Source organism: Ruegeria profundi, from assembly GCF_049800715.1.
In the GTDB taxonomy this organism is placed as follows: Bacteria; Pseudomonadota; Alphaproteobacteria; order Rhodobacterales; family Rhodobacteraceae; genus Ruegeria; species Ruegeria profundi_A.
Genome location: NZ_JBNAFO010000004.1, coordinates 71,561 through 98,523, shown reverse-complemented (window position 1 = coordinate 98,523; position 26,963 = coordinate 71,561). Strand labels below are relative to the sequence as shown.

Sequence of the window (26,963 nt, the reverse complement as noted above, 5' to 3'; positions counted from 1 at the left end):
TTACAAGCGGTCTTCGAATCAGCTAAGAGGCTCTCATGCAGAATCTTATGGATCAGGACGCGCGCCGGTTTGGCGCGGTCAATTGGATGGGCCTCTACACGCTGGCCAAACGCGAAACCCTGCGCTTTATGGCGGTGTGGACCCAGACCTTACTGGCCCCGCTGGTGACGGCTGGATTGTTCCTGTTGATCTTCACCATAGCCATCGGCCCAAGCCGGCCTGACGTGATGGGTGTTCCGTTCCTGATCTTTTTGGCGCCTGGTATCATGATGATGACGGTGATCCAGAATGCTTTCGCCAATACCTCGTCTTCGATGGTGATCTCGAAAGTGCAGGGGAACATCGTGGATACCCTGATGCCGCCGCTGTCCCCTCTGGAGATCTTACTGGGTTATCTTGCAGGCGGCATCGCGCGCGGCGTTCTGATCGCCTGTGTCGTGGCCCTCGCGTTTCTGGTGTTTCTATCGATTGCGCCGCAGAACCTTTTCATCACCATGATATTTGTCATCTTGGGCGGTGCTTTCATGGGCGCCTTGGGTCTATTCGCCGGTATTTTTGCCAATAAATTCGACCAGATGGCGGCGATCACCAACTTCATCGTCACGCCTTTGGCCTTCCTGTCGGGGACCTTCTACTCGGTCGAGGCGCTGCCACCTGTGCTGAACAAGCTCAGCCACTTGAACCCGGTTTTCTATCTGATCGATGGTCTGCGCTATGGGATGATCGGAGTGTCCGACAGCTCACCTTGGCTTGGGATGGCAGTGTGCACCGGGGCGACGCTTTTCGTTGGTGCGGTGACCTGGCAGATGTTGCGGACGGGCTATCGGCTCAAAGCCTGACGGTGCAGGGTCTCGCGCCAGACCAAAATCAGCGCGCCTGTCAGGATGATGGATGAGCCGATGATGCTGATCCGATCCGGGATCACACTAAAGATCGCAAAGTCGTAGAACGCCGCGAAGATCAACGTGGCATAGCTGATGGGCGCAACGAACGAGGCATCGGCGCGGGCCATTCCGTTGACGAAACAGGCCTGCGCGCAGGCCATCAGCCCCCCGATTCCGGCCAAGGCCCCCCATTGCGCGGGGGTCGGCGCCTGCCATACTGAAATCACCGCGACTGAGGCGATGGTCAGGCCCAATCCGTTATTCACCAACAGAATCTGGATCGGAATCTCGCGGCCTGAGAGTTTTTTGATGAAAATCAGCTCCATCCCGATCACCGCGGCCGCCGTCAGGGCCAATAGGGCGGCTGGTTGGAAACTGGCAGGCGTTGGGCGCAAGAGAATCAGTGCCCCGGTCAAAGCCACCGCTGCGGCCAGCCAACGCCAAGGGCCGACACCTTCTTTCAGCAGCGGGATGGCGAGAACCATCGCAAAAACCGGGTTCAAGAAGGAAATCGCAGTGGCGTCCGCGATCGGGATATAGGCGACGGATGCAAACATCAGCGTGATCCCCAGCCATCCAAAACTTGTTCGGCCAATATGCAATCCCCAATGAGGGCGCCTCAGCGCCGGGCGCAGAACAGCTGTGGCGGTCACGATCACCACAAAGGCAAACAGAAACCGCCCGTGGCTGATCTGCATCGGATGCAGCGCAGGGCCAAGCGTGTCTGTCCCCAACGCTTTGGCCAGCAATGTTGTACCCGCCAGCAGGGCGCTGGCGGCGAAGATCAACAGGGCCGCAAGCGGCGGGTTCTGAGGTGTAGGCGTCATGGCCAAGCGGTGCGCCAGAGGAGTTGAAATAGCAAGCGTGAAATGGCGGCTTCTCATCTCATTGTGAAATTTCAGGGCTTTCCAATTATTAGTCTTCCCAGACAGATCGAACCTCGCTATACGAGCCGCCATGATCAAAACCGCACATATCCTGCGCCTCCGACGCCGACGCTTGACCGCGTAACCCGCCCGTTTGATCTATTTGCGCTGTCCAAATCCGCGCGTTCTCCACCAAATCAGTTGACGACCATGGCCCGGGTGTATCACTCACAGGGCTTAAGCTATCTTAAAAGGATGATCCGATGATCCCGTCCGTTCTGCCGACCTATAACCGTGCGCCCCTGACTTTCGTGAAGGGCGAAGGCGCCTGGCTGACCGAGGCGGATGGCCGACGGTTTCTGGATCTCGGAGCGGGCATAGCGGTGAACGCGCTGGGCCACGCGCATCCAGCGCTTGTGAACGCGCTGACCGAGCAGGCGCACGCGCTGTGGCATGTCTCGAACCTTTACCACATTCCGCAGCAGCAGGCGCTGGCCGACAAGCTGGTAGAACATACTTTTGCGGACACGGTGTTCTTTACCAACTCGGGCACCGAGTCCTGCGAACTGGCCGTAAAAATGGCCCGCAAGTACTTCTATGACAAAGGCCAGCCCGAGAAGGTCGAGATCATCACCTTCGATGGCTCGTTCCACGGACGGTCTTCGGCTGGTATCGCCGCCGCCGGGTCCGAGAAGATGACCAAAGGCTTCGGCCCTTTGTTGCCTGGCTTCGTGCATTTAACTTTCGGAGATCTGGACGGCATCACCAACGCGATTACCGAAAAAACAGCGGCAATCATGATCGAGCCGGTGCAGGGCGAAGGCGGAATCCGCCCCGTTCCCGACGCCGAACTCAAAGCCCTGCGTCAGATATGTGACGAACACGGCCTGTTGCTGATCTTGGACGAGGTCCAGTGCGGCGTGGGCCGGACCGGTAAGCTCTTTGCCCACGAATGGGCGGGTATCACGCCCGATATCATGATGGTCGCCAAAGGCATCGGCGGAGGCTTCCCTCTGGGCGCGGTGCTGGCCACGGAAGAGGCCGCCAGCGGCATGACCGCAGGCACGCATGGCTCGACCTACGGAGGAAATCCACTCGGTTGCGCCGTTGGTTGCGCCGTGATCGACCAGGTCGCCACGCCTGCCTTCCTCGAAGGCGTCAACCGCAAGGCTGGCTTGCTTCGCCAGAAACTCGAAGGCTTGGTGGCCGACCACCCCGAGGTTTTCGAAGAGGTGCGAGGCGCCGGCCTGATGCTGGGTCTGAAGTGCAAAGCGACAAATATCGAAGTGGTCAACGCGGGCTATGATAACGAGGTCATCACGGTTCCCGCTGCCGACAACGTCATTCGCCTGCTGCCGCCACTGACCCTGACCGAAGACGATATTGCCCAGGCGATGATCCGCCTCGACAAGGCCGCAGCGCAAATCGAAGCCAACCTGGCCACCGCCTGATCCTTCTCCTGTTCACAAATACCTCGGGGGCAGCGCCCCCGACCGTTGATAGCCAAAAGCGAAACGATATGAACCATTTCCTTGATATCCACAAAACCGGCGCAGCCGACCTGCGCAACATGATTGATCAAGCGGGCGCGATGAAACAGGCCCGCCTTGGACGGCCAAAAGCCGCGCTGGATGATGAACAGCCGCTCAAAGACCATATGGTCGCGCTGATCTTCGAAAAACCCTCGACCCGGACGCGTGTGTCCTTTGATGTCGGTGTTCGCCAGATGGGCGGTCAGACCATGGTTCTGTCCGGCAAGGACATGCAGTTGGGGCATGGCGAAACCATCGCCGACACGGCGCGTGTCCTGTCACGCTATGTCGACATGATCATGATCCGCACCTTTGACGAGACCGTCTTGACCGAGATGGCCGAATACTCGGACGTACCTGTGATCAACGGCTTGACCGACCGCACCCATCCTTGCCAGATCATGGCCGATATCCTGACCTACGAAGAACACCGCGGCCCTATTGCGGGTAAAAAAGTGGTCTGGACCGGCGACGGGAACAACGTTTGCGCCTCGTTCCTTCACGCGGCAGGGCAGTTCGGCTTTGACCTGACCTTCACCGGCCCGGCACAGTTCGACCCCGAGGAAGAATTCATTGGTTTTGCCCGTCAGAAGGGCTCGAAAATCGTCGTTGAGCGAGATCCCTACAAGGCCGTTGAGGGCGCAGATCTGGTGGTTGCCGATACCTGGGTCTCAATGCATGACAGCCAATCCGCGAAAGAGCGTCGCCACAACATGCTGCGACCCTATCAGGTCAATACTGAGCTGATGTCCCATGCCAAGCCGGACGCGCTGTTCATGCACTGCCTGCCCGCCCACCGCGAGGAAGAGGCGACCTCCGAGGTGATGGACGGCCCGAACTCCGTGATCTTTGATGAGGCCGAGAACCGCCTTCACGCCCAGAAAGCAGTGATGCGGTGGTGTCTGGGCGTCTAGGCCTGTCTCGTTACCTCCCAAACACGCAGTTTGGCGAGCGCCCGTCCGCTCGCCAATAGAACCAACGCGCATAGGGCTGTCTTGGTCATGATCTCCATCGTGCCTTCGATCAGCATGGCATGCACAACGCTTCCGATGATCGTCACGGAAGCCAGCATCGTATGCGTTAGCCGCCAGACACGAAACCGCAAGGCCATGCGCTGTCGGTAGATACCCAAAAACGCCGCGAAAAAAGCCGCCCACATCGCGATCACTCCCCACGCAGAAAACGGAGTCGCTGAGACGAAGAGCAACGCATCCACCACATCCGGAGGGCTGGTAATCCAAAGGCCGCCAACATGGATAAAGATCGCCACGATCAACGTAATCCCGACCCATCTGTGCAGGCGACGGCTGTTCATCGGGACAAGACCCGGCAAAATTCTGGCCGCCAGTAGAGGTTGAAGCAACAACAACCCAAGGCTCAGAACCCCGGCAAACCCTGCTAGGATGTAGATGGGGTCACGCCAAGCGAGATAAGGGCTGGTTGCAGTCGCGATCAACGGAACAAGCAGCGCCGCCCCAATCCCCAGCCAAATCAGAGCGCTGCGGATCACGTCGCTCAGGCAGGTTGCAGTACGAAATGTGCGGCCAGCGTTTTGTCTTTCGCGCTGGACATCACGGGCCGCAGGAACACCGTCTGGAACTCACCGCTGTCATAGGCCAAATGCCCATGCGGTTGGCCGAAGGCAGGCACGATCTGGGGCATTTCCAGCCGAAACTCACCATTAGCGTCGGTCAAGGTAGCTCCGTGACTGTGAAGATCGCGCTCGTGCCCTTCGGTCGTGTGCGCCCAGATCTGGATACGTTGACCGGGCAGGGGCGCTCCGTCTCCGGCGCGTCGCACGGAGCCTGTCATCCAGAACCCTCCGCCACCGATCCTGTCGACGACCGGCGCGCCGGGGCGATAATTGTTGGACCCACCGCGCATAGACTGGGTCGCAGCAAGCCCGCTGGCATGCGCTCCGCCCGATAGACCTGTCGCGAGGGTGCCAATGCCGGCAACAATTAAAGACCGGCGGGTTATTTGAAGGCGCGTCATGGAAACTCTCCTGTCATGTGGCCCACATTCTACCCCGACCTGACAGGCCGGGTTCGCCTATTCCAAAATATAGCACGCTTGTTTGGAAAACCGAGCGCGCGCCGTCTAAGCGTGGACGATTTAATGTTCACGGCTATGTGAGGGTGCATGGCCCACCGAGCTTCAACGAACCAGATGCCGCACCAAGTATGTGCATATTTGCGCGATACATGTCGTGAACTCTGCGCTACAGTGCATCCAGGAACGTTAGAAAGTTAGCCCGTCCGACCAAAGGAGATCAGGCATGAGCTGGAACCCGACTCACACCCCCGACTGCGTCACGGAAAACCCGGCGCTTGAGACGTTGATCATCCCACGTGCTCGCGATCTGGGTGGGTTCGAAGTGCGCCGGGCGCTGCCATCGGTCGAACGCCAGCTGGTCGGACCGTTCATCTTCTTCGATCAGATGGGTCCAGCCGAGTTCATCACCGAAGGCGGCATCGATGTCCGCCCGCATCCTCACATCGGGCTGGGGACCGTGACCTATCTGTATCAGGGCGAGTTCGAACATCGAGACAGTCTGGGTACGCACCAAATGATCTACCCCGGTGAGGTCAACTGGATGGTCGCCGGTCGCGGCGTGACCCATTCTGAACGCACAAGTGCCGAAACACGCGCCCGCGAAAACAAGCTTTTCGGTATCCAGACCTGGATCGCCTTGCCCGAAGCGCATGAGGATATGGCACCGGATTTCGAGCATCACAAACAAGGCGCGCTGCCCCATATTCAGGACAAAGGCGTCAGCGCCCGCCTGATCCTCGGCTCGGCCTATGGTGAGACAAGCCCGGTCACCATGCTGTCCGAGACCTTCTATCTGGATGTCCAACTGGACCCTGGAGCGTCATTTCCGCTGCCAGACGACCACGAGGATCGGGGTGTCTATGTCACCGAAGGCTCGGTCGAGATCGCGGGCGATAAATTCGAGGCAGGGCGCATGATGGTTTTCCGTCCGGGCGACAAGCTCTCGGTCACGGCCGGGCCGATGGGCGCGCGGCTTATGTTGCTGGGCGGCGCGACCCTCAACGAAGAGAGATATATCTGGTGGAATTTCGTGTCCTCGTCGAAGGAAAAGATCGAACACGCAACGCGGGAATGGAAAAACGCCGACTGGGCGAACGGAGCCTTCCACCTGCCCCCCGGCGATGATCAGGAGTTCATTCCAATCTCGCCGGAACTGGAACGCACCAAACCCAGACTGGCCCGCTGAACGCCACGTTACCCCGCTCTGGGCTTGCCCCGACACGCCAACCCGGTGATCCTTCCGGCAACGGAGGGATCGGCATGAAGATCGTCATTGCAGGTGCGGGTAGTATCGGTTGCTATTGCGGTGCATTGCTGGCTGATGCCGGGCATATGGTTACTCTGCTCGGCCGCGCCCGCGTCTTGGACCCGATCCGAGAGCAGGGGCTGACGGTTACCGATTTCTCGGGTCTCGATCTCACGGTTCCGCCGACGTCGCTGACACTCAGCACAGATCCCACTTGTCTGGCCGAAGCCGATCTGATCATCGTCACTGTGAAATCTGGTGCGACCGAAGACATGGCGGCGCTGATCGCTGCGCATGCTTCGCAGTCGACCCCGGTCCTTTCGTGGCAAAACGGGATGGAGAACGCCCGAACCCTGCGCGCCGCATTGCCCAACCACGATGTCCGCGCAGGGATGGTCCCTTTCAACGTGGTTCCAAACCGACCGGCCACCTATCACCGCGCCACGTCCGGGGATATCGTCATACAAGCGGGCCCGGGGTCCTTGGCCGAACAGCTGACCAGTGCCCAGCTTCCAATCACCGAGAGCGACCAGATCGAGGCTGTTCAATGGGGCAAGCTTGTCATCAACCTCAACAACGCGCTGAACGCGCTATCGGGCCTTACGCTGGTCGAACAACTGACGGACCACAATTGGCGTCGCCTGATGGCTGATCAGATGGCCGAGGCGCTTTCGGTTCTAAAAGCCGCCGGTCACCCGGTCGCCTCGACCACGCCGCTGCCTGCATGGATGACGCCGCATATCTTGCGCCTACCGACACCGCTGTTTAAGCGCGTCGCCTCAAAAATGCTGACCATCGACCCCAGCGCGCGAACCTCGATGGCCTATGACCTCAGCGCCGACCGCCCCACGGAAATCGACAGCCTGCAAGGCGAAATCATCCGTCTTGGCCAGTCCCTGAACAGACCAACCCCAATCAACAGCCGGGTTGCCGAATTGGTCCGCGCAACCCCTACAGAACCCATGCGGCCTGCCCAGATCAGACCCTGATCCGCTCTTCATCTGGCTAAAAATATCCCGGAGCGCGAGGCAGAGCCTCGCAAATCCCCAGCTTATCCAAATGCAGTCAGCATCCAGAATATCACGGCGGATAACGCAGCCGCCGCCGGAACGGTCACCACCCAAGCGGCCACGATCGTCATGAAATGCGACCGACGAACCAGCTTGCGCCGCTGATGCTCTTCCCGCGCCAGTCGCTGCTCGGGAGGGCGTTGGCGGTTAGATTGCGCCCAGCGTCGATCAGAATGCCATTCACGGTAGAAACCCACGCCAAAAACGGCGCCCACGGTAATGTGGGTCGAACTGACCGGTAGTCCCAACCAACTGGCCAGGATCACGGTGATGGCCGCAGACAGCGCGACGCAAAAGGCGCGCATCGGGTTCAGCTTGGTGATCTGACTGCCCACCATTCGGATCAGTTTCGGCCCGAACAGGAACAGACCGAACGAAATCCCAAAAGCTCCGATCACCATGACCCATGTGGGAATAGTGACTTTGGCGGCAAAATCTCCGAACTCGGCTGCGTGCACGATAGCGGCGAGCGGTCCGACCGCATTCGCCACGTCATTGGCCCCATGCGCAAAGCTGAGGAAGGTCGCAGAAATCACCAGAGGCAGCCCGAAAAGGGTTTTCAACGACCGCGTGCGGTTCTCTAGCCCTTGTGAGCGGCGGCGCACCCAAGGCACCGTCACGGCCCATGCCAGCAGACCAGCACCCAGACCGATGAGAACAGCTGTGTTCAGATCAATCGCAACGATTTTCTTCAGCCCCTTCACCGCCAGATAGGTGGCGAACGCACCGGCCATCAGCCCCACGAGGATGGGCACCCAGCGCTGCGCGGCTGCAATCTTGTCGTCCTGATACTGGATTTTGGCCTTGATAAGCGCCAGAAACACAGCTGCAATCACGCCTCCCAGAACCGGCGAGATCACCCAGCTGGCCGCGATCGCCCCCATGGTGCCCCAACTGACCGCACTCAGCCCTGCCGCGGCAACGCCAGCACCCATGACTCCGCCCACGACGGAATGCGTGGTCGAAACAGGCGCGCCCAGCCAGGTCGCAAGGTTGACCCACATGGCCGAGGAGATCAGCGCCGCCATCATCGCCCAGATGAACACATTGCTGTTCTGGACCGAGGCCGGATCAATGATCCCCTTGGAGATGGTTGAGACCACATCTCCACCCGCCAGCAACGCGCCTGCGCTTTCGGCAATGGCCGCGATGGCAATCGCGCCGCCCATGGTCAGGGCATTTGCACCCACGGCCGGGCCCATGTTGTTGGCCACGTCATTGGCGCCGATATTGATTGCCATATAGGCCCCGAACGCAGCCGCTGCGACGACGATCACGCCACCATCCGCCTGCCCAAACAGAACCGCCGCCGTCAACCCGGCCAGTGCCATGAAGGCCAGCGCGATGCCCGGCGCCAGCAAGGGGCGGGCGACATGCGCATTTGCTGTCTCGACCCGCGAGATGCGATGCAGGTCGCTATCCAGCGCTTTCCAGCGCGGTTTGGAGTTCGTGTTCGACATGGGTGTGATAAGGTCCAAAAAGATTGACGCCGGTCCCTACAGGTTTAGCGACCTGAGGGCAACCATGACGCCACTTGACCTTTAAAGATGCCTTAGCAGGGCCTTGAGTTCGGGCTCATCAACTCGTTCAGCGGCAATCTTCGGCGTCACCCAGCTCCGCTGCCGCTGATCTGCTTCGGGGAAGTCATCCAGCAGTTTCGTCACGCGCAGATGGTACACGCTGGTCAACACCGCTTCGATCGAGCCGTCTTTGAGGACCTTGTCATAGGTGAAGTGACCCACCGGCTCTTTTTTGGCTTTGGCCTCGCGCACGCCGGCCTCTTCCCAGGCCTCTTGCAGGGCAGTTCCGGCACCGTCCAGTCCGTCGATCGGCCAACCTTTGGGAATGATCCAGCGCCCGGTATCGCGGCTGGTCACCAAAAGAACCTCGTGGCCTGATTTGGTCTGACGCGTACAGAGGGCGGCCACCTGCACGCGCTTAGGTCGCTGTATCATAGGTCGTCCGACCTCATCCCAGATTCTCTGCAACTGCGCTTTCATTCTTCTGCCGCTCGGAAAACATTTTACCTCAATGCATGTTCAGATAGTCGTCGGAATAGATGAATGCAACGTAACCCCGAAAAAACGGCTTTTCTTAGGGGTTTGGCGGCAATTTTGTCGCAATTTGGGGGGAATTCGGCAAAATTCGGTGCTTGGTGATGCCTCAGCCGGGCCTTCGTTTGGCCCGCAACGTCGGATCGGCCTGCGTTGGATCTTCGGGCCAAGGGTGTTTGGGGTATTGCGCGCGCATGTCCTTGCGTACATCCGCGTAAGAGCCAGCCCAGAACCCTGGTAGGTCGCGGGTGATCTGGATCGGGCGTTGTGCGGGAGACAGTAGGGTGATCTTCAGCGGCGTGCCTCCGACCACCGGATGGCGCGTGACACCGAATAGCTCTTGCAGACGCACCGAGATTTCGGGCGCATCGCCGCCGTAGTCGATGGAGACTTTGCGGCCCAGTGGGGTAACGAAGAATCCCGGCGCGCGGCGGTCCAGCTCTTGCGTCTGCGCCCAGTCCAGACGGGCCCGCAGCGCGGGCAGCAGGTCAAAGCGCTTCCAATCCTCTGCACTGCGCACGCTCGAGAGCATGGGCAGCAGCCAGTTCTCCAGCGTGTCGATCAGCCCTTGGTCCGAGAAGTCGGGCAGGTTGACCCCATCGGCGCGCACAAGCTCAACACGCGCGGCCAGCCGGGCGGCTGCACCTTCCAACCGCAGCCCCAGATCGCGCACGCCGTCCAACATGGCACGGGCGATCGCGTCTTCGGGGACGTCTTTCCAGATCCGGTCCTCTAGCGTGATAGCGCCGAGGCGTTCTTGCCGCCTTGCAATGACCCTTCGGTCGCGTTTTGACCAGACGCAGGTGGTCTCCCATCCGATCTGATCTGCGAACATGGCGCGAATTTCACTTTCGCTGATCTGCACGGCCATGCGCGCCTTCGCATCGCGCGGGTTACCGTCGGTATCCAGGACCACTAAATAGGGCGCGCCAGCCAGCGTGTCTCCATTGTCCAGCACAACGCCCTTGCCGCCGGACAGCACATAGCGCGGTGCCTCGCCCTTCCGCCTTTGACCAATTCGGTCGGGGTAGGCTAGCGCGGCCATTGACGCGGGGCTAAGGTTTTCAGCCACAGATCCGGCCTGCGCTCGCAGCCGTTTGGCCTCGGCCTTGACCCGGTCCAACACGCCCATATTGACCTGCCAAACTCGGTTGCGCTGAAACGCACGGGCGTCGCGCAGTGCCTCAAGCCGCAAGGATAGGTCAACCGGAGCGCCCTTTAGCGGGTCACGTTCCGCCATCAGTGCGGCCAGAGGGGCTGCCTGCGCCCCCGCCGTAACCAACATATGACCCAAGCGGGGATGTAGGGGTAGGGCAGCCAGTGCACGCCCATGATCCGTGATCCGCCCCTTGCCATCCAATGCGCCCAGTAGGATCAGCAGCGCCCGTGCCTCGGCCAGAGCGCCCTCGGGCGGTGCGGTCAGAAATGCCAGATCGCTGGCCTCGGCCCCCCATAGTGCCAGCTCCAGCGCAAGTCCGGTCAGGTCGGCCGCCTCGATCTCGGCAGGAGGGTAGGCGGCCAATGCGCCCTCTTCGCCTTTCGACCACAGCCGATAGCACAGCCCGTCTGAAACCCGACCCGCCCGGCCCGCGCGCTGGGTTGCCTCGGCCCGCGTGACTCGTTCCGTCACCAACCGCGACATGCCCGAGCCGGGATCGAACCGCGCCCGCCTCGCCTGTCCCATATCGACCACGACGCGGATATCGGGGATCGTCAGCGAGGTTTCGGCAATCGAGGTCGCCAGCACCACCTTCCGTCCGCTCTCAACCGGTGCAATGGCCGCGCGCTGGGCGGCAAAGGGCATGGCCCCAAAGAGAGGGCGCACAACGCACCCTTTTGGCAATCGCCCGGACAGGGCGCTTTCTGCGCGCCGAATCTCACCCTCGCCCGGAAGGAACACGAGGATACCGCCACCGATGGCGCGGCTGTCCCGCTCGGCTTTTGCGACCAAATCAACTAGCGCGTCCAACCGTCGGGCCTGCGCACCCAGTGGTTTCTCCAACCATCGCGTTTCAACCGGATAGCTGCGACCTTCCGAGGTCACCAGCGGGGCCTCCATCAACTTCCCTACGGGGTCTGCATCCAGCGTCGCCGACATGGCCAGCAGGATCAGGTCGTTCCGCAGGGCTCCGGTCACCTCAAGACACAGCGCCAGCCCCAGATCGGCGTTTAGAGAGCGTTCGTGGAACTCATCGAAAATAACCGCGCCGACGCCGGGCAGGTCCGGCTCGGATTGCAGCATGCGGGTCAGGATGCCTTCGGTGACTACTTCGATCCGAGTGGATTTCGACACTTTCGCATCGCCCCGGACGCGGTAGCCGACCGTTTGCCCGGCGCGTTCGCCCAGTGTTTCGGCCATCCGTTCGGCTGCGGCGCGGGCAGCCAGCCGCCGGGGTTCGAGCATCACGATCCGACCAGCGCAAAGTCCGGCCTCTAGCATCGCCAGAGGCACCCGCGTCGTCTTGCCCGCACCCGGCGGGGCCTGCAGCACGGCGCGACCATGGGTTCTCAAGGCCTCCAGCAAGTCCGGAAGGGTGTCATCTATCGGCAAACGGCTCATGCGGCCTTATCGCCAAAGCAGGACCCGACGTCCAGAAGCAGCGCAGTTAATCCCGCGGGGCCTCTGGACAAACCACGCGTCGCACATTCATCTATGGCGGATTCTAGAGGGACCGGACGGATGGACATAGCTGACTTGGGCGATAGGATATTGCAGGGCGAGCGTCGGGCCTTGGCGCGTGCGATTACCTTGGTCGAAAGCCAGCGCGAAGATCACCGGGCGCAAGCGACCGAGTTGCTGGCCCATCTGGCGCAGTCCGGGCGGCAATCCCTGCGGATCGGCCTGTCGGGTACGCCGGGTGTCGGCAAGTCCACCTTCATCGAAAGCTTTGGCATGATGCTGATCGGGCAGGGGCTGCGCGTCGCAGTTCTTGCCGTCGACCCCAGTTCGGCTCGTTCGGGCGGCTCCATTCTGGGCGACAAAACCCGGATGGAGCGTTTGAGCCGCGAGAAAAACGCCTTTATCCGGCCATCTCCCAGCCAGAGCCACCTTGGCGGCGTAGCCCGCCGCACCCGCGAGGCCATCGCCCTGTGCGAGGCAGCGGGCTACGACGTCGTCCTGATCGAAACCGTGGGCGTCGGTCAGTCCGAAACCGTGGTTTCGGAGTTGTCGGACCTGTTCCTGCTGCTGCTGGCCCCGGCAGGTGGGGATGAGTTGCAAGGCGTGAAGCGCGGTATCATGGAGATGGCCGACATCATCCTGATCAACAAGGCCGACGGAGACCTGAAAGCGACCGCAACCCGCACTTGCGCCGACTACGCCGGAGCCCTGCGCCTGTTGCGCAAGCGGCCTCAGGACCCCGAAGGTTTCCCGAAGGCCATGCCGGTGTCAGCGGTTGAGGAACATGGGCTGGACAAAGCATGGGCTGAAATCCAGAGCTTGACCGATTGGCGGCGCGAAGCAGGGCACTGGCAATCCAACCGCGCCGCGCAAGCCCGCTATTGGTTCGATCAGGAGGTGCGGCATTCGCTGCTTGCACGCCTCGAAACGGCGCAGGCCAAGGCGCAGATGGCGCAGCTTGATGCCGAAGTGTCTCAAGGTCGCCTCAGCCCTGCCGCCGCGGCCGAGAAAATGCTGGCGAGCCTGATCTGATGACACTTTCATCTTTTCAAAAATACTCACGCCGTAGGCACGGTCCGGTGGGCCGTTCCGTTGCAAGAGGTTTCGGAAAAGAATCCGTCCGCTGCGTCTTGACCCTTCCAGCGATTCCCACTACACGCATCCAACCAGTTTTCGGGCGCGACTTCGGGTTGTGCCCCTTGTGATTTGGCCGCAGGCATTTTGCCGGGCCTCCAGAAACAAAGGAAGAAACCATGTCGCGCCGTTGCGAACTGACCGGAAAAGGCCCGATGACTGGCAACAATGTCAGCCACGCCAAAAACAGAACTCGTCGTCGTTTTCTGCCGAACCTTAACGACGTTACCCTGCAGTCCGAGACCTTGGGTCGCGGTGTTAAGCTGCGCATTTCCGCAGCTGCCCTGCGCTCGGTCGACCACCGTGGTGGTCTGGACGCGTTCCTGGCGAAAGCCAAGGACGAAGAGCTGTCGGCAAACGCTCTGAAAGTTAAAAAGGAAATCGCCAAGGCACAAGCCGCGGCATAACTCCTTACACTTACTAAAGTTTTTAGCCTCGAACCTAAGTGGTTCGGGGCTTTTTTGTTTGGAAACGATTAGCGGGAACTGTGAAGATTTAGGAAACAAAATCCTCTTGAGTGATCTTGTTCACAGACCGGGGCGCCCTATTTTTGACATTATTGGTTTATCAACAACGAGTGTTGTCCAATGTCATTTAAGAGTTTTTATTTCTTTCTTTTGCTTAGTAAGCTGGCAAGTAAGACATTTTCCGCATGTTCCCGGATGCAGCGCCGGGTGAACCGGTCTCATACCAGCCTCACAAAGGGAACCGTAAATCGGCGCGGCCTGGAATACTGAAGCTATTTCGGGCGCGACGGTTTGGCGCTTGAAGCCTGTTGGCTCAGCGGCCTATATCGAAGCCGAATGAAACGTTTCGTGCCTCGAATCCTGCCCGTTGTGATTTGCCTGTTGGTTGTTCTGACAGGGCAGGGATTGGCCGTTTCGCGCGGAGTTGACCGCGCCGTAGGCCAGATGGTGCTGTGTACGGGCACAGGACCCGTTGTCGTCTATATGGATGAGGACGGGCAGCCGACAGCGCCTCCGCACTATTGTCCTGACTATGCTTTGGCTCTGCTGGGGGCGGTTCATCCGCATCCTCCGGTCGTACCTGATGCGCCGCTGTTGGGTGGTGTTCATCCGCTCAGCCGCGATGAGAACCTGATCGCGCTGCCTTTGCCGCGGAAACCGGCGCGGGCCCCTCCGGTGAAGGTCTGATTCCCTTTCGATACAAATCAGACCAAAAGAAATAGGAGAGGCGCGATGTCCCTCAAATCCACTCTGTTCGCAACACTGGCCGGTTGTGTGTTGGCCGTCCCAGCCTTTGCCGCCGATATCATCGTTGTAGACGACGCATACGCTCGGTCGTCTGGTAAGGCAGCCAAGGCGGGTGCGGCCTTTATGGTGATACAGAACACCAGTGATACCGATGATCGCCTGATCAGTGCGACTTCGGACGTATCGGCTCGGGTCGAGCTGCACACCCATATGATCGACGATGCGGGCGTGGCCAAGATGGTGCATGTCGAGGAGGGCTTTGTGATTCCAGCGGGTGAGAGTTTAGCGCTCAAGCGCGGGGGCGCCCATGTGATGTTCATGGGTTTGAAGGACCCGTTTGAACAAGGCGAGATGCTGCCGGTTACGCTGGTTTTTGAAAATGCAGGTGAGGTCGTGATTGAGATTCCGGTTGATCTGGAACGTCAGGACAAGCACGGCCATGGAGACCATGGGTCGCATTCGAACTAGGTGAACGCCTGTCTTCGGGCCGCGTTGCGGCCATCATCCATGCGTAAGGCCGGGCACAGAGCCCGGCCTTTTGCATCCCTAGGCTGGTGTTGGCACATCAGCGATTGATGGTTTTCATGCCGACCCGGTCGCTGGCGTTGTGCAGACGGGTGGCCAGCCAGAACATCACGGCTGCAATCGCAAGTGCTGAAAAGGCGATGGCCCATCCCAGTGCGATCAATGCAACGGCTGGCCATATCATCAGGACCAGGCCGATGATCAAAGCTGCGATCCCTGACCCACGCATCGAGCCGCGTTGAGGGTCGCGCTCATTCATTTGTTGTGAAGCGGCCAGTGAGCCGATGCCGATGATCAATGCCCAGGCGCCCAGTAGGAAGAAGGCCAGCTTGACGGTGCCTTCGGGCCAGATCAGCAGAACGAGGCCGATCAGAACAGCGCCGATGGCCGCCCCGCCCAACAGCCCGCGACGACCAACCCCCAAAAGAGTCAACCCGCCGTCGATGATCAACAGTGCCCCAACCAGCCGTAGCAACAGCGCGATGCTGCTCGAGGGCCAGAACAGCGCGGCGATCCCGACCGCACCCGCCAGCACCCCACGTATCAGAAACGTCCACCACAGGCTTGAAAGTTGCGCGCTCAGCCTGTCTCGCTCGGTCATGCTGTTATCGTCCAGAATCTCGCCGGTTTGGGGGTCTTGGTCGGTCATTTTACGGCCTCTTGAAAAACCTTGTTGAAATAGAGCGGGATAGTCCCGCTTTGTCGTTCGCACTAGGTTTGAATCTGTAGTAAGCGATCAACCCATTTTGGCACAGTTTCGGACGCTTTGCCCAGAAGATGGTCGTCGAAGCCTCCGCCGGTCGGCTCAAGATTGATCTCGATTGTTCGCGCTCCAATTGCTTGAGCTTCGTGGACAAAAGCTGCCGCTGGATAGACTTGGCCTGATGTGCCGATCGCAGCGAAGATCGTGGCGGAGGCAAGGTGATCGAATATCTCCTCCATATGATAGGGCATTTCGCCAAACCAGACCACGTCAGGGCGCGCGGTGGGGACATTGCAGGCCGGGCAGGCCTCGCCCACGGCCATCTCGGGCGGAGCTGTCCAACGGTGGCCGCATGATGTGCAGAGAGCGCCAGACAGTATCCCGTGCATGTGGATCACATCCTGCGCGCCGCCGGCCTCGTGCAGCCCGTCAACATTCTGCGTGACGATCACAACCTCGCCCGGAAAGTCCCGTTGCAGCCGGGCCAGCGCCCTATGCGCCGCGTTGGGTTCCACCTTGGCGGCCTGTACGCGGCGGGCGTTGTAGGACCCCTGAACCAAGGCGGGATCACGGGCGAAACCCTCGGGCGTTGCCACATCCTCGATCCGGTGTTGCGCCCATAGGCCGCCCTCATCGCGAAAGGTGCTGAGGCCGCTTTCGGCGGAAATCCCGGCCCCGGTCAGAATGACGATCTTTTCCATATGCCCCTCACGCGTTACAGATTGGCCCATGACACATCGTATCCTCTTTGTTTGCCTGGGCAATATCTGTCGGTCTCCTGCGGCCGAGGGCACTTTTCGCGCTCGCGCGCCCCACCATGAAATCGACAGCGCCGGGACGGCAGGCTGGCATATCGGCAAGCCGCCTTATGGCCCGATGCAATCCGCAGCGAAAGCCCGGGATATCAAGCTGGACGATCTGCGGGCTCGTCAATTCGTGGTTGAGGATTTCGAGCGGTTCGATCTGATTGTTGGGATGGACGCCGAAAACATCGCGAATATCGAGGCCCTGCGCCCATTCGGCAATCAGACCCCGGTGCGTCTATTGACCGATTTCGCGCCTCAGACCGGCGCTGATCACGTGCCCGATCCCTACTACACGCGGGATTTTGACGGCGCGCTGGATCTGATCGAAACCGCAGTTGAAGGGCTTGCCACGCATCTTGAGGGCTAGCTATCCATCACCTTCAATTGCCCGCTGAGCCAGGGCAGCTTGGCAATGGCCGGATCGATCATTTGGCTTTGCATCAGCCGTCGCATCATGCCCGAGACCTCTTGCGGGACCTGATCGGACCAGTCGGTGCGGGTGAACAGCGAAATCGTGCGCGAAAATGCCCCGAGGGGGCAGGGATGGGCCTGCAGGTCCTCGTGGAATCGGGCCGCGCGCATATATCCCAGCGGTGTGGTGATCGCCCAGCCCAAGCCCCGAGCCACCATCGCCATCAGGGCCAGGTGTGAGCCGATCTCGAACCGCTCTTCGAACTCGATCTGTTGTCGGGCGATATGGCTCTCAATCTGACGGCTGATCAGCTGCTCACGCGCATATCGCAGGAACGGCAGTTTCTCGATGGCCTCGGTTCCATTGCTGACGCTGCTCGGCGCGACCAGAATGAAGGGGTCCTGCACCAGAGGATACTCTACCACACCCTCTAGCACCTCGCCGCTATGGGCTGAGACGGCCATATGCAGGCGCTGTGCTTCAAGCTCGGAAAACAGATCAAGGCTGGGCAAGGTGATCAGCTTGAATTTCGAGCGCGTCAGGCTGTCGGCCAGAAGGGTCGCAAGCCGCGGTGTCAGGTCATTATCGAAATCGTCAATTAACCCGATCGAGAGCGTCGTGAGGTGCCCAAGATCCATCACGGTCAGCTCACTTTGGGCCATCTGCAGCTCTGACAGAACCGCCTGCGCGCGGGTCAGAAAACTGCGCCCTGCCTGCGTAAGCCGCATTGGCCTGCGCCCGTGATCCACCAGATCGGTACCAATGGCCTTTTCCAGATTGCGCAATTGCTGAGAAACCGAAGGTTGGCTGAGCCCCGTGATCTCGGCCGCTTGCGCCACTGATCCTGTCCGGGCCAGCGCCTCAAACACCTCAAGGCCCCGCAGGGTCAGCCCTTTCATCACCATAATATACACCTTTCGCTGCGCCTTTTCTGGGGCGCAGCGGGCATCAGGTCAAGGTTTCAGAATGGCCTAGCTGCAGATCGCCTGCGCCATCTGGCCAAAGTTCTGATACCGATCCCACAGCGCGTCATCGCGTGCCGTCTGAGACATCTTCAATTGCTGCGCCTGATGGGGGTCGGTGAACCATTTCGAGACGGTCTTCTGATCACTGCGCGTCAACGCCTGATCTGCCACGCGCTGGATACAAGAACACCGTGCCCGCGTCGCCGCCTGACGATCCGACGCCAAACACGCCCGCTTGATCTGCGATGCGTCCACAACCGGAGCCACGGCCGTCAGCGACGCCGCACAAAATGCGATTAGGAGGAACTGTTTCATGCTCATGCCTCGTTTTTGCCTGCTTGGAGGGATCTTGCGCCCCTCTCAATCTGCGCGAGAGTATGAATCAAACATGGCTTGGGATCAATACTTAGGACTTCACAAAGCAAGACCGTGGCTTCACGACGTCTTAGTGGCATTCGCGCGATCTGCATCGGCCCGGCAGTTGGGGGGGTGATATTCTGAAAAAACAAAGCGTCTGGCTCTGCGTCCCGAGGTGCTTTCGCAACAAACATGCTTTCTGACTCAATCCCGTTAGCCTTTAGGATGCTATGTCGATCAAGCAAGATGTGATGATAGCAAACGGCGCGTGCATCGGAGAAATGGGCAAGGCCAACATCAACAAGGCTGATTGCAGGAACAAATACGTCTGGCGCCCCAAACATAAGCTCAGCCGCAGGATGCGTGATCAGTAGCCGATGTTGCTGTGAAACGCTTATTGCAATTGGATTTTGCAATGGGCCGGGGGGGATTTCGACAGCTCTAAAACTGCCGCTCGCGATGACATCTTGCGATCCGACCCAGGTGATCGGCAGGTACCCGTCGTCTTTTGTCCAGACCAAGTCGCCCACCTGAAGCTTCTCAATCGGGATATCACCCTCTGGGGTCTTTATGAGTGTTCCGCGGCAATAGCAGATGGGGCTCACATATTCTGAGGAATCAAAGCTCGGACCCTCTTGCGTGCTGACGACGGTCAGTGGGATACCTGACGGAGGAAACTCGCCCGGGCCGCCGATGAATGCTATCCCTTCAACTGTACCAAAGGCGGGGGAGGAGTTATTCACATTGAAGGCAACAGCCTGGTAGGTATTGGTTCCATCCGTCAGGGTAATGCCATATTCGGCCTCAACCCGCGTACCACTGGAAAACAGGGTCCCATCAATTGTTTGGTCGCCATCCAAGCGCTGATTGCCATCATTGTCTGCAAAGCTCGTGTCTGAACCTGCGTCCGTGATGAAGACTTCTGTAACAGCTAGAGTGTCGAACGTAATTGTTTCACCAATCAGATGGATGCCGGTGCCCTGGGTGAGGCCGTCCAGCCCTTGCGCGACCGAAACCGTTAACTGGCTTTCGCCCAAAACGAAGATAGAATAATCGGCCACCTGATAGCTGCTTTCTGGTTCTTATTCGGATCAGTCGCTTTAGTCATTCTACCCATTGGCTAGAATCCGGTAAATGCTACTGGTCAGAAAGCTGCGAGGATGGCCTTTTTTGCAACGCTTCAGCGCTTGACGAGACCACAAACTCCGGACATATCCCAATCCATGACAGACCTCGCTCATATCCGCAATTTCTCCATCGTCGCGCATATCGACCATGGCAAATCCACCCTTGCTGACCGGCTCATCCAAGAGACCGGAACGGTCAAGGATCGCGACATGAAGGAACAGCTGCTCGACAGCATGGATATCGAGCGGGAACGTGGCATCACCATCAAGGCCAACACGGTTCGCATTGACTATACTGCCGACGATGGCGAGAAATATGTGCTGAACTTGATCGACACGCCCGGCCACGTCGATTTCGCCTATGAGGTCAGCCGTTCGATGCGCGCGGTTGAGGGCTCTCTGCTGGTCGTGGACTCGACTCAAGGGGTTGAGGCTCAGACGCTGGCGAACGTGTACCAAGCCATCGACGCCGATCATGAGATCGTACCGGTGCTGAACAAAATCGACCTGCCCGCGTCCGATTGTGATCGCGTGGCGGAACAGATCGAGGACGTGATCGGCATCGACGCGACCGACGCCATTCAGGTTTCGGCCAAGACGGGGCAGGGCATCCACGAGACGCTGGAAGCCATCGTACAACAACTGCCCGCGCCGCAGGGCAATCTCGACGCGCCGCTTAAGGCGATGCTGGTGGATTCGTGGTACGACGCCTATCTGGGCGTCATCGTGCTGGTTCGCATCATGGACGGCACGTTGAAAAAGGGCATGCGGGTCAAGTTCATGTCGAACGGCACCCTGCACCATGTCGACCGTGTCGGCGTTTTCCGTCCCGAGATGGAGATGGTGGACTCACTTGGCCCCGGTGAGATCGGCTTTCTCACGGCCTCGATCAAACAGGTCCGCGACACCCGTGTCGGTGACACCATCACCAATGACCGTAACGGGACCGAAGACGCTCTGGACGGGTTCAAACCCGCGCAGCCGGTGGTGTTCTGCGGCCTCTTCCCCGTCGACAGTTCCGAATTCGAAGACCTGCGGGATGCGATCGACAAACTGGCTCTGAACGACGCCTCGTTCTCGTTCGAAATGGAAACCTCCGCCGCGCTGGGCTTTGGCTTCCGCTGCGGCTTCTTGGGCCTTCTGCACCTTGAGGTCATCCGCGACCGCATCGAACGCGAATATGATATCGAGCTCATCACCACCGCGCCGTCGGTGATCTATCACGTCTACATGAAAGACGGCGAGATGATCGAGCTGCACAACCCCGCCGACATGCCCGACCCCTCCAAGGTCGACCATATCGAGGAGCCGCGCATCAAGGCGACCATCCTTGTGCCCGACGAATACCTCGGAGACGTTCTTAAACTCTGCCAGGACCGTCGCGGCATTCAGCTGGACCTGACCTATGCGGGCACCCGCGCCATGGTCGTCTATGACCTGCCGCTGAACGAGGTCGTCTTTGACTTCTACGACCGCCTGAAATCGGTGACCAAGGGCTATGCCTCGTTCGACTACCAGATGACCGGCTATACCGAGGATAATCTGGTCAAGATGTCGGTGCTGGTGAATGACGAACCGGTCGACGCGCTGTCCACCATGGTTCACCGCGACCGGGCTGAAATGCGGGGCCGGGCGATGTGCGAAAAGCTCAAGGACCTGATCCCGCGCCACATGTTCAAAATCCCGATCCAGGCCGCCATCGGAGGCAAGGTCATCGCCCGCGAGACCCTCTCGGCCCTGCGCAAAGACGTGACCGCGAAATGCTACGGAGGCGACGCCACGCGGAAACGCAAACTGCTGGACAAGCAGAAGGCGGGTAAGAAGAAGATGCGTCAGTTCGGGAAGGTGGATATCCCGCAGGAGGCATTCATCTCTGCGTTGAAGATGGACAGTTGACCGCGTATTCTCTCTCTGGAAATGAGGGATATTATGAAGCAAGAAGAAAGCTTTACGGTTACAATCAAACGCAAAGAAGGCGAAAGCTTTCAATGCAAAATTGACTTTGCGGACGACGACGGAGAGCCCAGTTCGGGCAAAACCCTCCCGGGCGAGTTTAGGAAGCTCTCAGACAATTGGACGACAACGTGTGTAAGTTTCTTTGAAGTAGTGCCTTTCTTGTCTGACATCGGATACTTTTATGCCGACCGAGATTTCGAGCAAAAGACACAGGATTTTCTCGGAGAACATGGTACTCTAAAGTCCTCAGAACAGGAAGATGGTCTTACTGTACAGCAGTATGATGTTCCTTTCAGGGAGTTGGAGCTGTTCTCCAAAACTCTTGGTAAAATTAGCCAGCTACTAAAAACCGCCGAAACACTAAAAAGATCTGCGCTAGGTTCTTTGGTCTCAGAGTATGAGGCTTTTTGGGTAGAGTTGTTGGCAATTTTAGCAAGAGTAAGACCGACTGCGTTTCTCGGTGATGAATTTGTTGTCACGGAAGCAGAGTTGACAGATTACGACTCTATCGAAGAACTTCGGTACGCAAAACTGCAACAGGCACTGGATGACATCCTTCACGGAAAATCACATATTGAAGTACTTGATTTTATAGGTAAAAAATTTGGCGGAAATCTGTTGTCTGATAAGAAACTAATTTCTGAGTTTGTTGAGGTCTGCCAAAGACGGCATCTGATTACCCATGCTGGGGCAAAAGTGAATAAGAGATATCTTAGGATTTGCTTAGATGCTGGTTGTGATGTTGAAACGTTGCCGAAATTGGGCGAGAACGTTACGATTTCACGAAAGTACTTGAGGCGCGCCACCGCAAGAATCTACCAAGTCGGCTTCTTTTCGCTCCATCTTTTGTGGCAAAAGTTGCTCCGCGATACAGAAGGATCAGACTCTGCCGTCTTGAACGCTTCACACACATTTCTTGAAAATGATTTGACCAAGATGGCGCGTCGAATTTCCAAGTTTTCGCTGGAGCGGAAATCAAACCGGCCGCATAACGTCGTACACGCGTACCTAATAATAAACCAAGCTCAAACCTATGCCTTCGATAAGTCGTTAGAAGATCGCGAAAGGATTGAGGGAGTTGAGAAATGTCTGTCACAGAGAGATTGGTCAATGAAATCTGCGCTGGTCGAACTTGTCCTTGCATGCCTCAGGAGGGAGTATGAAGGTATTGATGACAAAGTAGTAGCAGCGGCGACCGTTGGCGAACAATCGTTGCAATATCCCGACGTCTTTACATGGAACGTTTTTCGAGAAGCCCGAGACAACTCAACGTTCATAGATGGAGTAACTAGGGCTTTTGGTTCCGTTGTATCGTTGGATGCAAATCGAAGCATAGCTCTCTCAAATCCGGACACTTAGATCGCTTCAAGAGTGGCACACCTCTGAATATTCATCCGAGGTAGCCCGGCGGCACCGCCGGGTCGCGCCGACCCGCCCCCGTCAAACCGAAGGTTTGCCTCCGGCAAAACGGGCGGCGCGTTTGCGCCACCCCTCGGGTTGGCGCTGCCCTCAGTTCTACTTATCAACGGTTGAAAACGCTTTTGCGCCTCGGGGTTCCGCTCTTTCGTGGATGAGTTCGTATGCTGGATGAATTCTGGGACGCCACTCATCCACTCGGGTCGGTCGCGGTTCTTCCCCCTCTATTCCGCCGCTCCGAACGGTTCCTCGAACTAGTACACACGGACCGTTGCGAGTGATCTGTGACCCCCAAACCTCTGACCCAGATCAAGGACCGAATTCGATCAACGCACTAGTGTTTCCGCACAGTTGAATATCTGAATGAGGTCGCAATGCTCCCCCTGATGTTGATCGTTCATATCTTCCTTGGATCTACCCTCGCAGGCACAGCGGTTATCGCTGTTCTGGTGATGGGATACACCGCAGTCCTTCCAATCGTGCTGGCGGCGGCGGTGGGGTTTGTGGCGGCCTTTCCGGCCTCGTATCTGGTGGCGCGCAAGCTGGAGGGGTGACCGCTCGGCCATCGCATGCGAGTTGCAGGGCCGCCCCGCATATTCCGGAAACAAAAAACCTGCCAAGATCGGGTCTTGGCAGGTTTGAATGGTTTCTGCAGTGGGGGAGAGGTTTACTCTCGGTTCCCCAGCAGTTGCAGTAGGAACATGAACATGTTGATGAAGTCCAGGTACAGGCTCAGCGCGCCCATGATGGCGGCCTTACCCAGCCACTCCTGATCACCGGCATGTGCCATCTGCAGGTAGGTATTCTTGATCTGCTGCGTGTCATAGGCGGTCAGGCCGGCGAAGATCAGAACGCCGATGACCGAGATCGCGAAGGCCATGGCCGACGAGGCCAGGAAGATGTTGACCACCATTGCGACGATCAGGCCGATAACGCCCATGATCAGGAAGGTTCCCATACCCGACAGGTCTTTCTTGGTCGTGTAGCCGTAGAGCGACAGACCCGCGAAGGCGATCGAGGTGATCAGGAAGACCTGAATGATCGACTGACCGGTGAACGCGATGAAGATCCAGCTGATCGACAGGCCCATCACGGCGGCGAACGAGTAGAACACCAGCTGTGCAGCCGCAGCCGACATGCGGTTGATCATGGCGCTGAAGCCGAACACAAAGGCCAGCGGTGCGAACATGATCACCCATTTCAGCGGCGAGACATAGATCGAATGACCCAGCGCGGTCAGGTAAGTGTTCGCGTTCAGTTGCGCCACGGCTGCCGACGGATCGGTGGTGATCGACAGACCCGAGATCGCCCAGGCTGCGAGGAAAGTGATGAACATGCCCACGGACATCGTGCCGTAGACTTTGTTCATATGGGCGCGAAGGCCCTCATCAATCTCGGCGGCGCGTGCGCCTGCGGCCGTCCGAATCGTATCGAATTGTGCCATTTACAAAGGTCTCCCTAAACGTATCTGCGTGCGGCCCGTAAGTATTGGCCACTTTCCTGCTGAATATCGGCAACTGTAGGCTGTGTTTCAAGAGTTTCTGCAGTATTTCCGCCTAAAATACGCAACAAAAACGGCGACCTGCTGCCGCAGATCGCCTATCGCCGAAAAAACATGAGTATTAAAGGCAGCTTTTCCAGAACTGCGGAGCATCCCAGATGGGACGGCGGGCCTCGGCGTCGGCCTGGGCACGGGTGATGCCGATGTCGTTCAGGGCGCGGGTATCCAGCCGAGCCAGTTGTTGGCGTTGACGTCGTACGGACAGGACGGACCGTATACGCGCAAACAGGGATTGTTTGTGTTGAGGGCAAGGGCGGTTCAGGGCGATCGAGTTCATGGTCTATCCTTTCGTTTTTCAGATGTTTTAAGTCGGTCTCATCAACTTTCTTGATTTATATGGCGAGTTAAGGCATATTTTAAAAACGAATATTTTTGATTGGATGCATAAGGATTCGTGAACATGAGAAATCTGGACATCACCACATTGCGATCCTTTGTGGCTGTGGCCGATCAGGGTGGCGTTACCCGGGCGGCGGGGTTTCTGCATCTGACGCAATCAGCCGTCTCCATGCAGTTGAAACGCTTGGAAGAGCTTTTGGATCTGGAGCTTCTGGACAGAAGTGGTCGGACCATCGCGCTGACCGCCTCGGGCGAGCAGTTGCTTGCCTATGCCCGTCGGATGATTGCTTTGAATGATGAGGTGATCTCGAAACTCACGGATCAGGCCTTTGAGGGCGAGGTGGTTCTGGGTGTCCCTCATGACATTGTCTACCCGGCGATCCCGCGCGTACTTCAGCGGTTCAATGCCGATTTCCCGCGTGTGCGGGTGCAGTTGATCTCGTCCTATTCGCTGCAGCTAAAGGATATGTTTAAGCGCGGAGAATGTGATCTGATCCTGACGACTGAGCCTTCGTCATCCGACGGCTCTGAGACCATTGCCGAGCTTCCGCTGCGCTGGATCGGGGCGCCCGGTGGCTCGGCCTGGCGCAAGAACCCGGTGCCGATTGCGCTGGGGCGGCGCTGCATGTTCCGCCCGCAGGTTATCGCGGCGCTGGATGCCGCAGGTATCCCGTGGGAGCTTTCCGTCGAAACCGAGAATGACCGCACCATCGAAGCGACCGTCAGCGCTGATCTGGCGATTCACGCGATGCTAGATGGCACCGAGGCTGCACACCTTGAACAGATCGACTCGGGTGGTGTTTTGCCCGAGCTGCCCGCGCATATGATCAACCTCTACGGAGGAGAGCCGGGGCGCGATGCAGTCATCGAGGCGTTGGCGCAACTGGTGCGCCAGAATTTCCGCATGCTGGGCAGCACGCCCCTTCGGGCCGTGGTGGGCTAGGGCGTAATCACGATCTTGCCGGTGGATTTGCGCTCTTTCAACAGGCGGAGGCCGTGTTCGACTTCGTTCAACGGCAGGGTGTGGCTGATATGAGGCGTGATCTTCCCTTCGGCATACCACTGGAACAACGTCTGAAAACTGTTGCGCACGATATCGGGGCGGAACCTGAGGTAGCCGCCGATATAGAAGCCGATTACCGTCAGGTTCTTGACCAACAGGTGGTTGGCCGGGATTTGAGGGACTTCGCCACCAGCAAAGCCGATTGGCAGCAGACGACCTTCGGGGTTGGTGGCGCGGAAGGCGGCTTTGAACACGTCGCCGCCAATCGCGTCATAGACGACATCGGCGCCTCCCAATTCTTTGACGCGGGCGCGCAGGTCTTCAGAGGCGTCGATCAAGTGATCTGCCCCGGCAGCCTGTGCAACTGCCAGCTTTTCAGCGTCGCGCGCCTGGGCGATGACGGTTGCCCCCATCAGTTTGCCGATCTCCACTGCGGTTAGCCCGACGCCACCGGCTGCTCCGGTCACAAGCAGGGTTTCACCCGGCTGCAACTGGGCGCGATGGTCCAGGGCAAGGTGACTGGTCCCATAGGCGATCTGAATAGCGGCAGCCTCTTCAAAACTAGTCTCATTCGGGATGGGGATGGCTCGATCCGCGTCGAACACGCCGTACTCGGCCAACCCGTCCTGACCCGAGTACACGGCGACACGGTCTCCAATCTCCAAGCCAGAGACTGCAGGCCCCAGTTCGACGACAACGCCGGCGATTTCCATACCTAAAGTGAACGGAGGGTTAGGCGTATCCTGATATGTGCCCTTCTGCATCAGCAAATCAGCGAAATTCAGGCCGCATGCTTTGATGGCGATTCTGACCTGTCCCTCGGCAGGTGTCGGCGTGGGTACTTCGACAATTCGCGCGTCAGCGCCTTTGGATTCAATGCGATATGCAAGCATGTTGGTCCATCTCAGTTTTCAGGGAATAGGTCGCAGTAAGAGCGAAATTGTCAATGCGTTCAGCTGATTGTGCGCGCTAACGAAGACGGTTTGGTTAGAAAAAGCCGCCAAAATCCTAGACACGCACAACCATAAACCAATGTACAGAGATTCCAATTCAACCAACTTGAAAAAAAAGTCAAAAGCGGCAATATTGGACGGCAGTGCTGTATCGGGGGATCGCAC

At 58.6% G+C, this 26,963-nt stretch carries 28 protein-coding genes; 14 read left to right on the top strand and 14 right to left on the bottom strand.

Going from position 1 to position 26,963, the window contains the following annotated elements:
- Positions 1 to 35 precede the first annotated feature (35 nt).
- Positions 36 to 839 carry an ABC transporter permease gene (locus tag ACP15L_RS08430; RefSeq protein WP_425083835.1) on the top strand — a complete coding sequence of 268 codons (804 nt, stop codon included), beginning with the start codon at positions 36 to 38 and terminating at the stop codon, positions 837 to 839.
- Here the strand turns inward: ACP15L_RS08430 and ACP15L_RS08425 are convergent.
- Entirely contained in the window at positions 821 to 1,711 is an 891-nt protein-coding gene (locus ACP15L_RS08425) for a DMT family transporter (protein ID WP_425083834.1), read from the bottom strand. The two genes, ACP15L_RS08430 and ACP15L_RS08425, sit on opposite strands and share 19 nt — an antisense overlap.
- A 302-nt stretch (positions 1,712 to 2,013) precedes the next feature.
- On the opposite strand from ACP15L_RS08425, the gene ACP15L_RS08420 reads away from it, so the two are divergent.
- Together ACP15L_RS08420 and argF are read left to right on the top strand one after the other, a co-directional pair.
- Positions 2,014 to 3,201 (top strand): aspartate aminotransferase family protein, encoded by a 1,188-nt coding sequence (locus ACP15L_RS08420; RefSeq protein ID WP_425083833.1) that lies wholly within the window; start codon positions 2,014 to 2,016, stop codon positions 3,199 to 3,201.
- Between the two features lie 68 nt (positions 3,202 to 3,269).
- The gene (gene argF, locus ACP15L_RS08415) at positions 3,270 to 4,196 is read left to right on the top strand and encodes an ornithine carbamoyltransferase (protein WP_425083832.1); all 927 of its coding nucleotides are present in this window, start codon (positions 3,270 to 3,272) and stop codon (positions 4,194 to 4,196) included.
- Here the strand turns inward: argF and ACP15L_RS08410 are convergent.
- A complete protein-coding gene (locus ACP15L_RS08410) occupies positions 4,193 to 4,789 on the bottom strand; it encodes a ferric reductase-like transmembrane domain-containing protein (RefSeq protein WP_425083989.1) in 597 nt (198 codons plus the stop codon). The two genes, argF and ACP15L_RS08410, sit on opposite strands and share 4 nt — an antisense overlap.
- Before the next feature lie 8 nt (positions 4,790 to 4,797).
- The gene (locus ACP15L_RS08405) at positions 4,798 to 5,277 is read right to left on the bottom strand and encodes a twin-arginine translocation pathway signal (protein WP_425083831.1); all 480 of its coding nucleotides are present in this window, start codon (positions 5,275 to 5,277) and stop codon (positions 4,798 to 4,800) included.
- 283 nt (positions 5,278 to 5,560) lie between these two features.
- Between ACP15L_RS08405 and ACP15L_RS08400 the strand changes: the two genes are divergently transcribed.
- Positions 5,561 to 6,523: a pirin family protein gene (locus ACP15L_RS08400; RefSeq protein WP_170640329.1), complete on the top strand. Its 963-nt coding sequence runs from the start codon at positions 5,561 to 5,563 to the stop codon at positions 6,521 to 6,523.
- A 74-nt stretch (positions 6,524 to 6,597) separates the two neighbouring features.
- Positions 6,598 to 7,572 (top strand): 2-dehydropantoate 2-reductase, encoded by a 975-nt coding sequence (locus ACP15L_RS08395; RefSeq protein ID WP_425083830.1) that lies wholly within the window; start codon positions 6,598 to 6,600, stop codon positions 7,570 to 7,572.
- A gap of 62 nt (positions 7,573 to 7,634) precedes the next feature.
- Here the strand turns inward: ACP15L_RS08395 and ACP15L_RS08390 are convergent, their stop codons facing one another.
- The 3 genes from ACP15L_RS08390 to hrpB all read right to left on the bottom strand — a co-directional run bounded on the left by ACP15L_RS08390 (position 7,635) and on the right by hrpB (position 12,267).
- Entirely contained in the window at positions 7,635 to 9,113 is a 1,479-nt protein-coding gene (locus tag ACP15L_RS08390) for an inorganic phosphate transporter (RefSeq protein WP_425083829.1), read from the bottom strand.
- Positions 9,114 to 9,194: 81 nt separating this feature from the next.
- Complete coding sequence (locus tag ACP15L_RS08385) at positions 9,195 to 9,653, bottom strand: NUDIX hydrolase (RefSeq protein ID WP_170377943.1); 459 nt, start codon at positions 9,651 to 9,653, stop codon at positions 9,195 to 9,197.
- Positions 9,654 to 9,816: 163 nt separating this feature from the next.
- Entirely contained in the window at positions 9,817 to 12,267 is a 2,451-nt protein-coding gene (hrpB, locus tag ACP15L_RS08380) for an ATP-dependent helicase HrpB (protein ID WP_425083828.1), read from the bottom strand.
- Between the two features lie 120 nt (positions 12,268 to 12,387).
- Between hrpB and meaB the strand changes: the two genes are divergently transcribed.
- From meaB to ACP15L_RS08360, 4 genes are all read left to right on the top strand, one after another.
- Positions 12,388 to 13,359, top strand: coding sequence for a methylmalonyl Co-A mutase-associated GTPase MeaB (gene meaB / locus ACP15L_RS08375; protein WP_425083827.1), 972 nt, complete (start codon positions 12,388 to 12,390; stop codon positions 13,357 to 13,359).
- A gap of 221 nt (positions 13,360 to 13,580) precedes the next feature.
- The gene (gene rpmB, locus ACP15L_RS08370) at positions 13,581 to 13,868 is read left to right on the top strand and encodes a 50S ribosomal protein L28 (RefSeq protein ID WP_085794823.1); all 288 of its coding nucleotides are present in this window, start codon (positions 13,581 to 13,583) and stop codon (positions 13,866 to 13,868) included.
- 408 nt (positions 13,869 to 14,276) lie between these two features.
- Positions 14,277 to 14,615, top strand: a complete 339-nt coding sequence (locus tag ACP15L_RS08365; RefSeq protein WP_425083826.1) for a hypothetical protein — start codon at positions 14,277 to 14,279, stop codon at positions 14,613 to 14,615.
- Positions 14,616 to 14,660: 45 nt separating this feature from the next.
- On the top strand, positions 14,661 to 15,143 hold the full coding sequence (locus ACP15L_RS08360) for a copper chaperone PCu(A)C (RefSeq protein ID WP_425083825.1): 483 nt from the start codon (positions 14,661 to 14,663) through the stop codon (positions 15,141 to 15,143).
- Between the two features lie 97 nt (positions 15,144 to 15,240).
- On the opposite strand, the gene ACP15L_RS08355 is transcribed toward ACP15L_RS08360, so the two are convergent.
- Positions 15,241 to 15,849 (bottom strand): HdeD family acid-resistance protein, encoded by a 609-nt coding sequence (locus ACP15L_RS08355; RefSeq protein WP_425083824.1) that lies wholly within the window; start codon positions 15,847 to 15,849, stop codon positions 15,241 to 15,243.
- 62 nt (positions 15,850 to 15,911) lie between these two features.
- Positions 15,912 to 16,604, bottom strand: a complete 693-nt coding sequence (locus tag ACP15L_RS08350; protein WP_425083988.1) for an NAD-dependent deacylase — start codon at positions 16,602 to 16,604, stop codon at positions 15,912 to 15,914.
- Positions 16,605 to 16,632: 28 nt separating this feature from the next.
- Here ACP15L_RS08350 and ACP15L_RS08345 point away from each other — a divergent pair, with 28 nt between their 5' ends.
- Positions 16,633 to 17,076 carry a low molecular weight protein-tyrosine-phosphatase gene (locus tag ACP15L_RS08345; RefSeq protein WP_425083823.1) on the top strand — a complete coding sequence of 148 codons (444 nt, stop codon included), beginning with the start codon at positions 16,633 to 16,635 and terminating at the stop codon, positions 17,074 to 17,076.
- On the opposite strand, the gene ACP15L_RS08340 is transcribed toward ACP15L_RS08345, so the two are convergent.
- The 3 genes from ACP15L_RS08340 to ACP15L_RS08330 all read right to left on the bottom strand — a co-directional run bounded on the left by ACP15L_RS08340 (position 17,073) and on the right by ACP15L_RS08330 (position 19,504).
- Positions 17,073 to 18,026: a LysR family transcriptional regulator gene (locus ACP15L_RS08340; protein WP_425083822.1), complete on the bottom strand. Its 954-nt coding sequence runs from the start codon at positions 18,024 to 18,026 to the stop codon at positions 17,073 to 17,075. The two genes, ACP15L_RS08345 and ACP15L_RS08340, sit on opposite strands and share 4 nt — an antisense overlap.
- Positions 18,027 to 18,092: 66 nt before the next feature.
- Positions 18,093 to 18,401 (bottom strand): hypothetical protein, encoded by a 309-nt coding sequence (locus tag ACP15L_RS08335; protein WP_170554568.1) that lies wholly within the window; start codon positions 18,399 to 18,401, stop codon positions 18,093 to 18,095.
- A gap of 2 nt (positions 18,402 to 18,403) precedes the next feature.
- A complete protein-coding gene (locus ACP15L_RS08330; RefSeq protein ID WP_425083821.1) occupies positions 18,404 to 19,504 on the bottom strand; it encodes a Hint domain-containing protein in 1,101 nt (366 codons plus the stop codon).
- Between the two features lie 162 nt (positions 19,505 to 19,666).
- Between ACP15L_RS08330 and lepA the strand changes: the two genes are divergently transcribed.
- The 3 genes from lepA to ACP15L_RS08315 all read left to right on the top strand — a co-directional run bounded on the left by lepA (position 19,667) and on the right by ACP15L_RS08315 (position 23,496).
- Complete coding sequence (gene lepA, locus ACP15L_RS08325) at positions 19,667 to 21,466, top strand: translation elongation factor 4 (RefSeq protein ID WP_170665622.1); 1,800 nt, start codon at positions 19,667 to 19,669, stop codon at positions 21,464 to 21,466.
- Between the two features lie 33 nt (positions 21,467 to 21,499).
- Positions 21,500 to 22,885 carry a hypothetical protein gene (locus ACP15L_RS08320; protein WP_425083820.1) on the top strand — a complete coding sequence of 462 codons (1,386 nt, stop codon included), beginning with the start codon at positions 21,500 to 21,502 and terminating at the stop codon, positions 22,883 to 22,885.
- A 431-nt stretch (positions 22,886 to 23,316) separates the two neighbouring features.
- Positions 23,317 to 23,496 carry a CTP synthetase gene (locus tag ACP15L_RS08315; protein ID WP_170377967.1) on the top strand — a complete coding sequence of 60 codons (180 nt, stop codon included), beginning with the start codon at positions 23,317 to 23,319 and terminating at the stop codon, positions 23,494 to 23,496.
- Between the two features lie 113 nt (positions 23,497 to 23,609).
- Here the strand turns inward: ACP15L_RS08315 and ACP15L_RS08310 are convergent, their stop codons facing one another.
- The gene (locus ACP15L_RS08310; protein ID WP_170377970.1) at positions 23,610 to 24,386 is read right to left on the bottom strand and encodes a Bax inhibitor-1/YccA family protein; all 777 of its coding nucleotides are present in this window, start codon (positions 24,384 to 24,386) and stop codon (positions 23,610 to 23,612) included.
- A gap of 178 nt (positions 24,387 to 24,564) precedes the next feature.
- Entirely contained in the window at positions 24,565 to 24,780 is a 216-nt protein-coding gene (locus tag ACP15L_RS08305) for a DUF1127 domain-containing protein (protein WP_170471843.1), read from the bottom strand.
- Positions 24,781 to 24,903: 123 nt separating this feature from the next.
- Between ACP15L_RS08305 and ACP15L_RS08300 the strand changes: the two genes are divergently transcribed.
- Entirely contained in the window at positions 24,904 to 25,785 is an 882-nt protein-coding gene (locus tag ACP15L_RS08300; protein WP_170665615.1) for a LysR family transcriptional regulator, read from the top strand.
- Here the strand turns inward: ACP15L_RS08300 and ACP15L_RS08295 are convergent.
- Positions 25,782 to 26,738, bottom strand: coding sequence for an NADPH:quinone oxidoreductase family protein (locus ACP15L_RS08295; protein ID WP_425083819.1), 957 nt, complete (start codon positions 26,736 to 26,738; stop codon positions 25,782 to 25,784). The genes ACP15L_RS08300 and ACP15L_RS08295 overlap by 4 nt on opposite strands.
- Positions 26,739 to 26,963 lie beyond the last annotated feature (225 nt).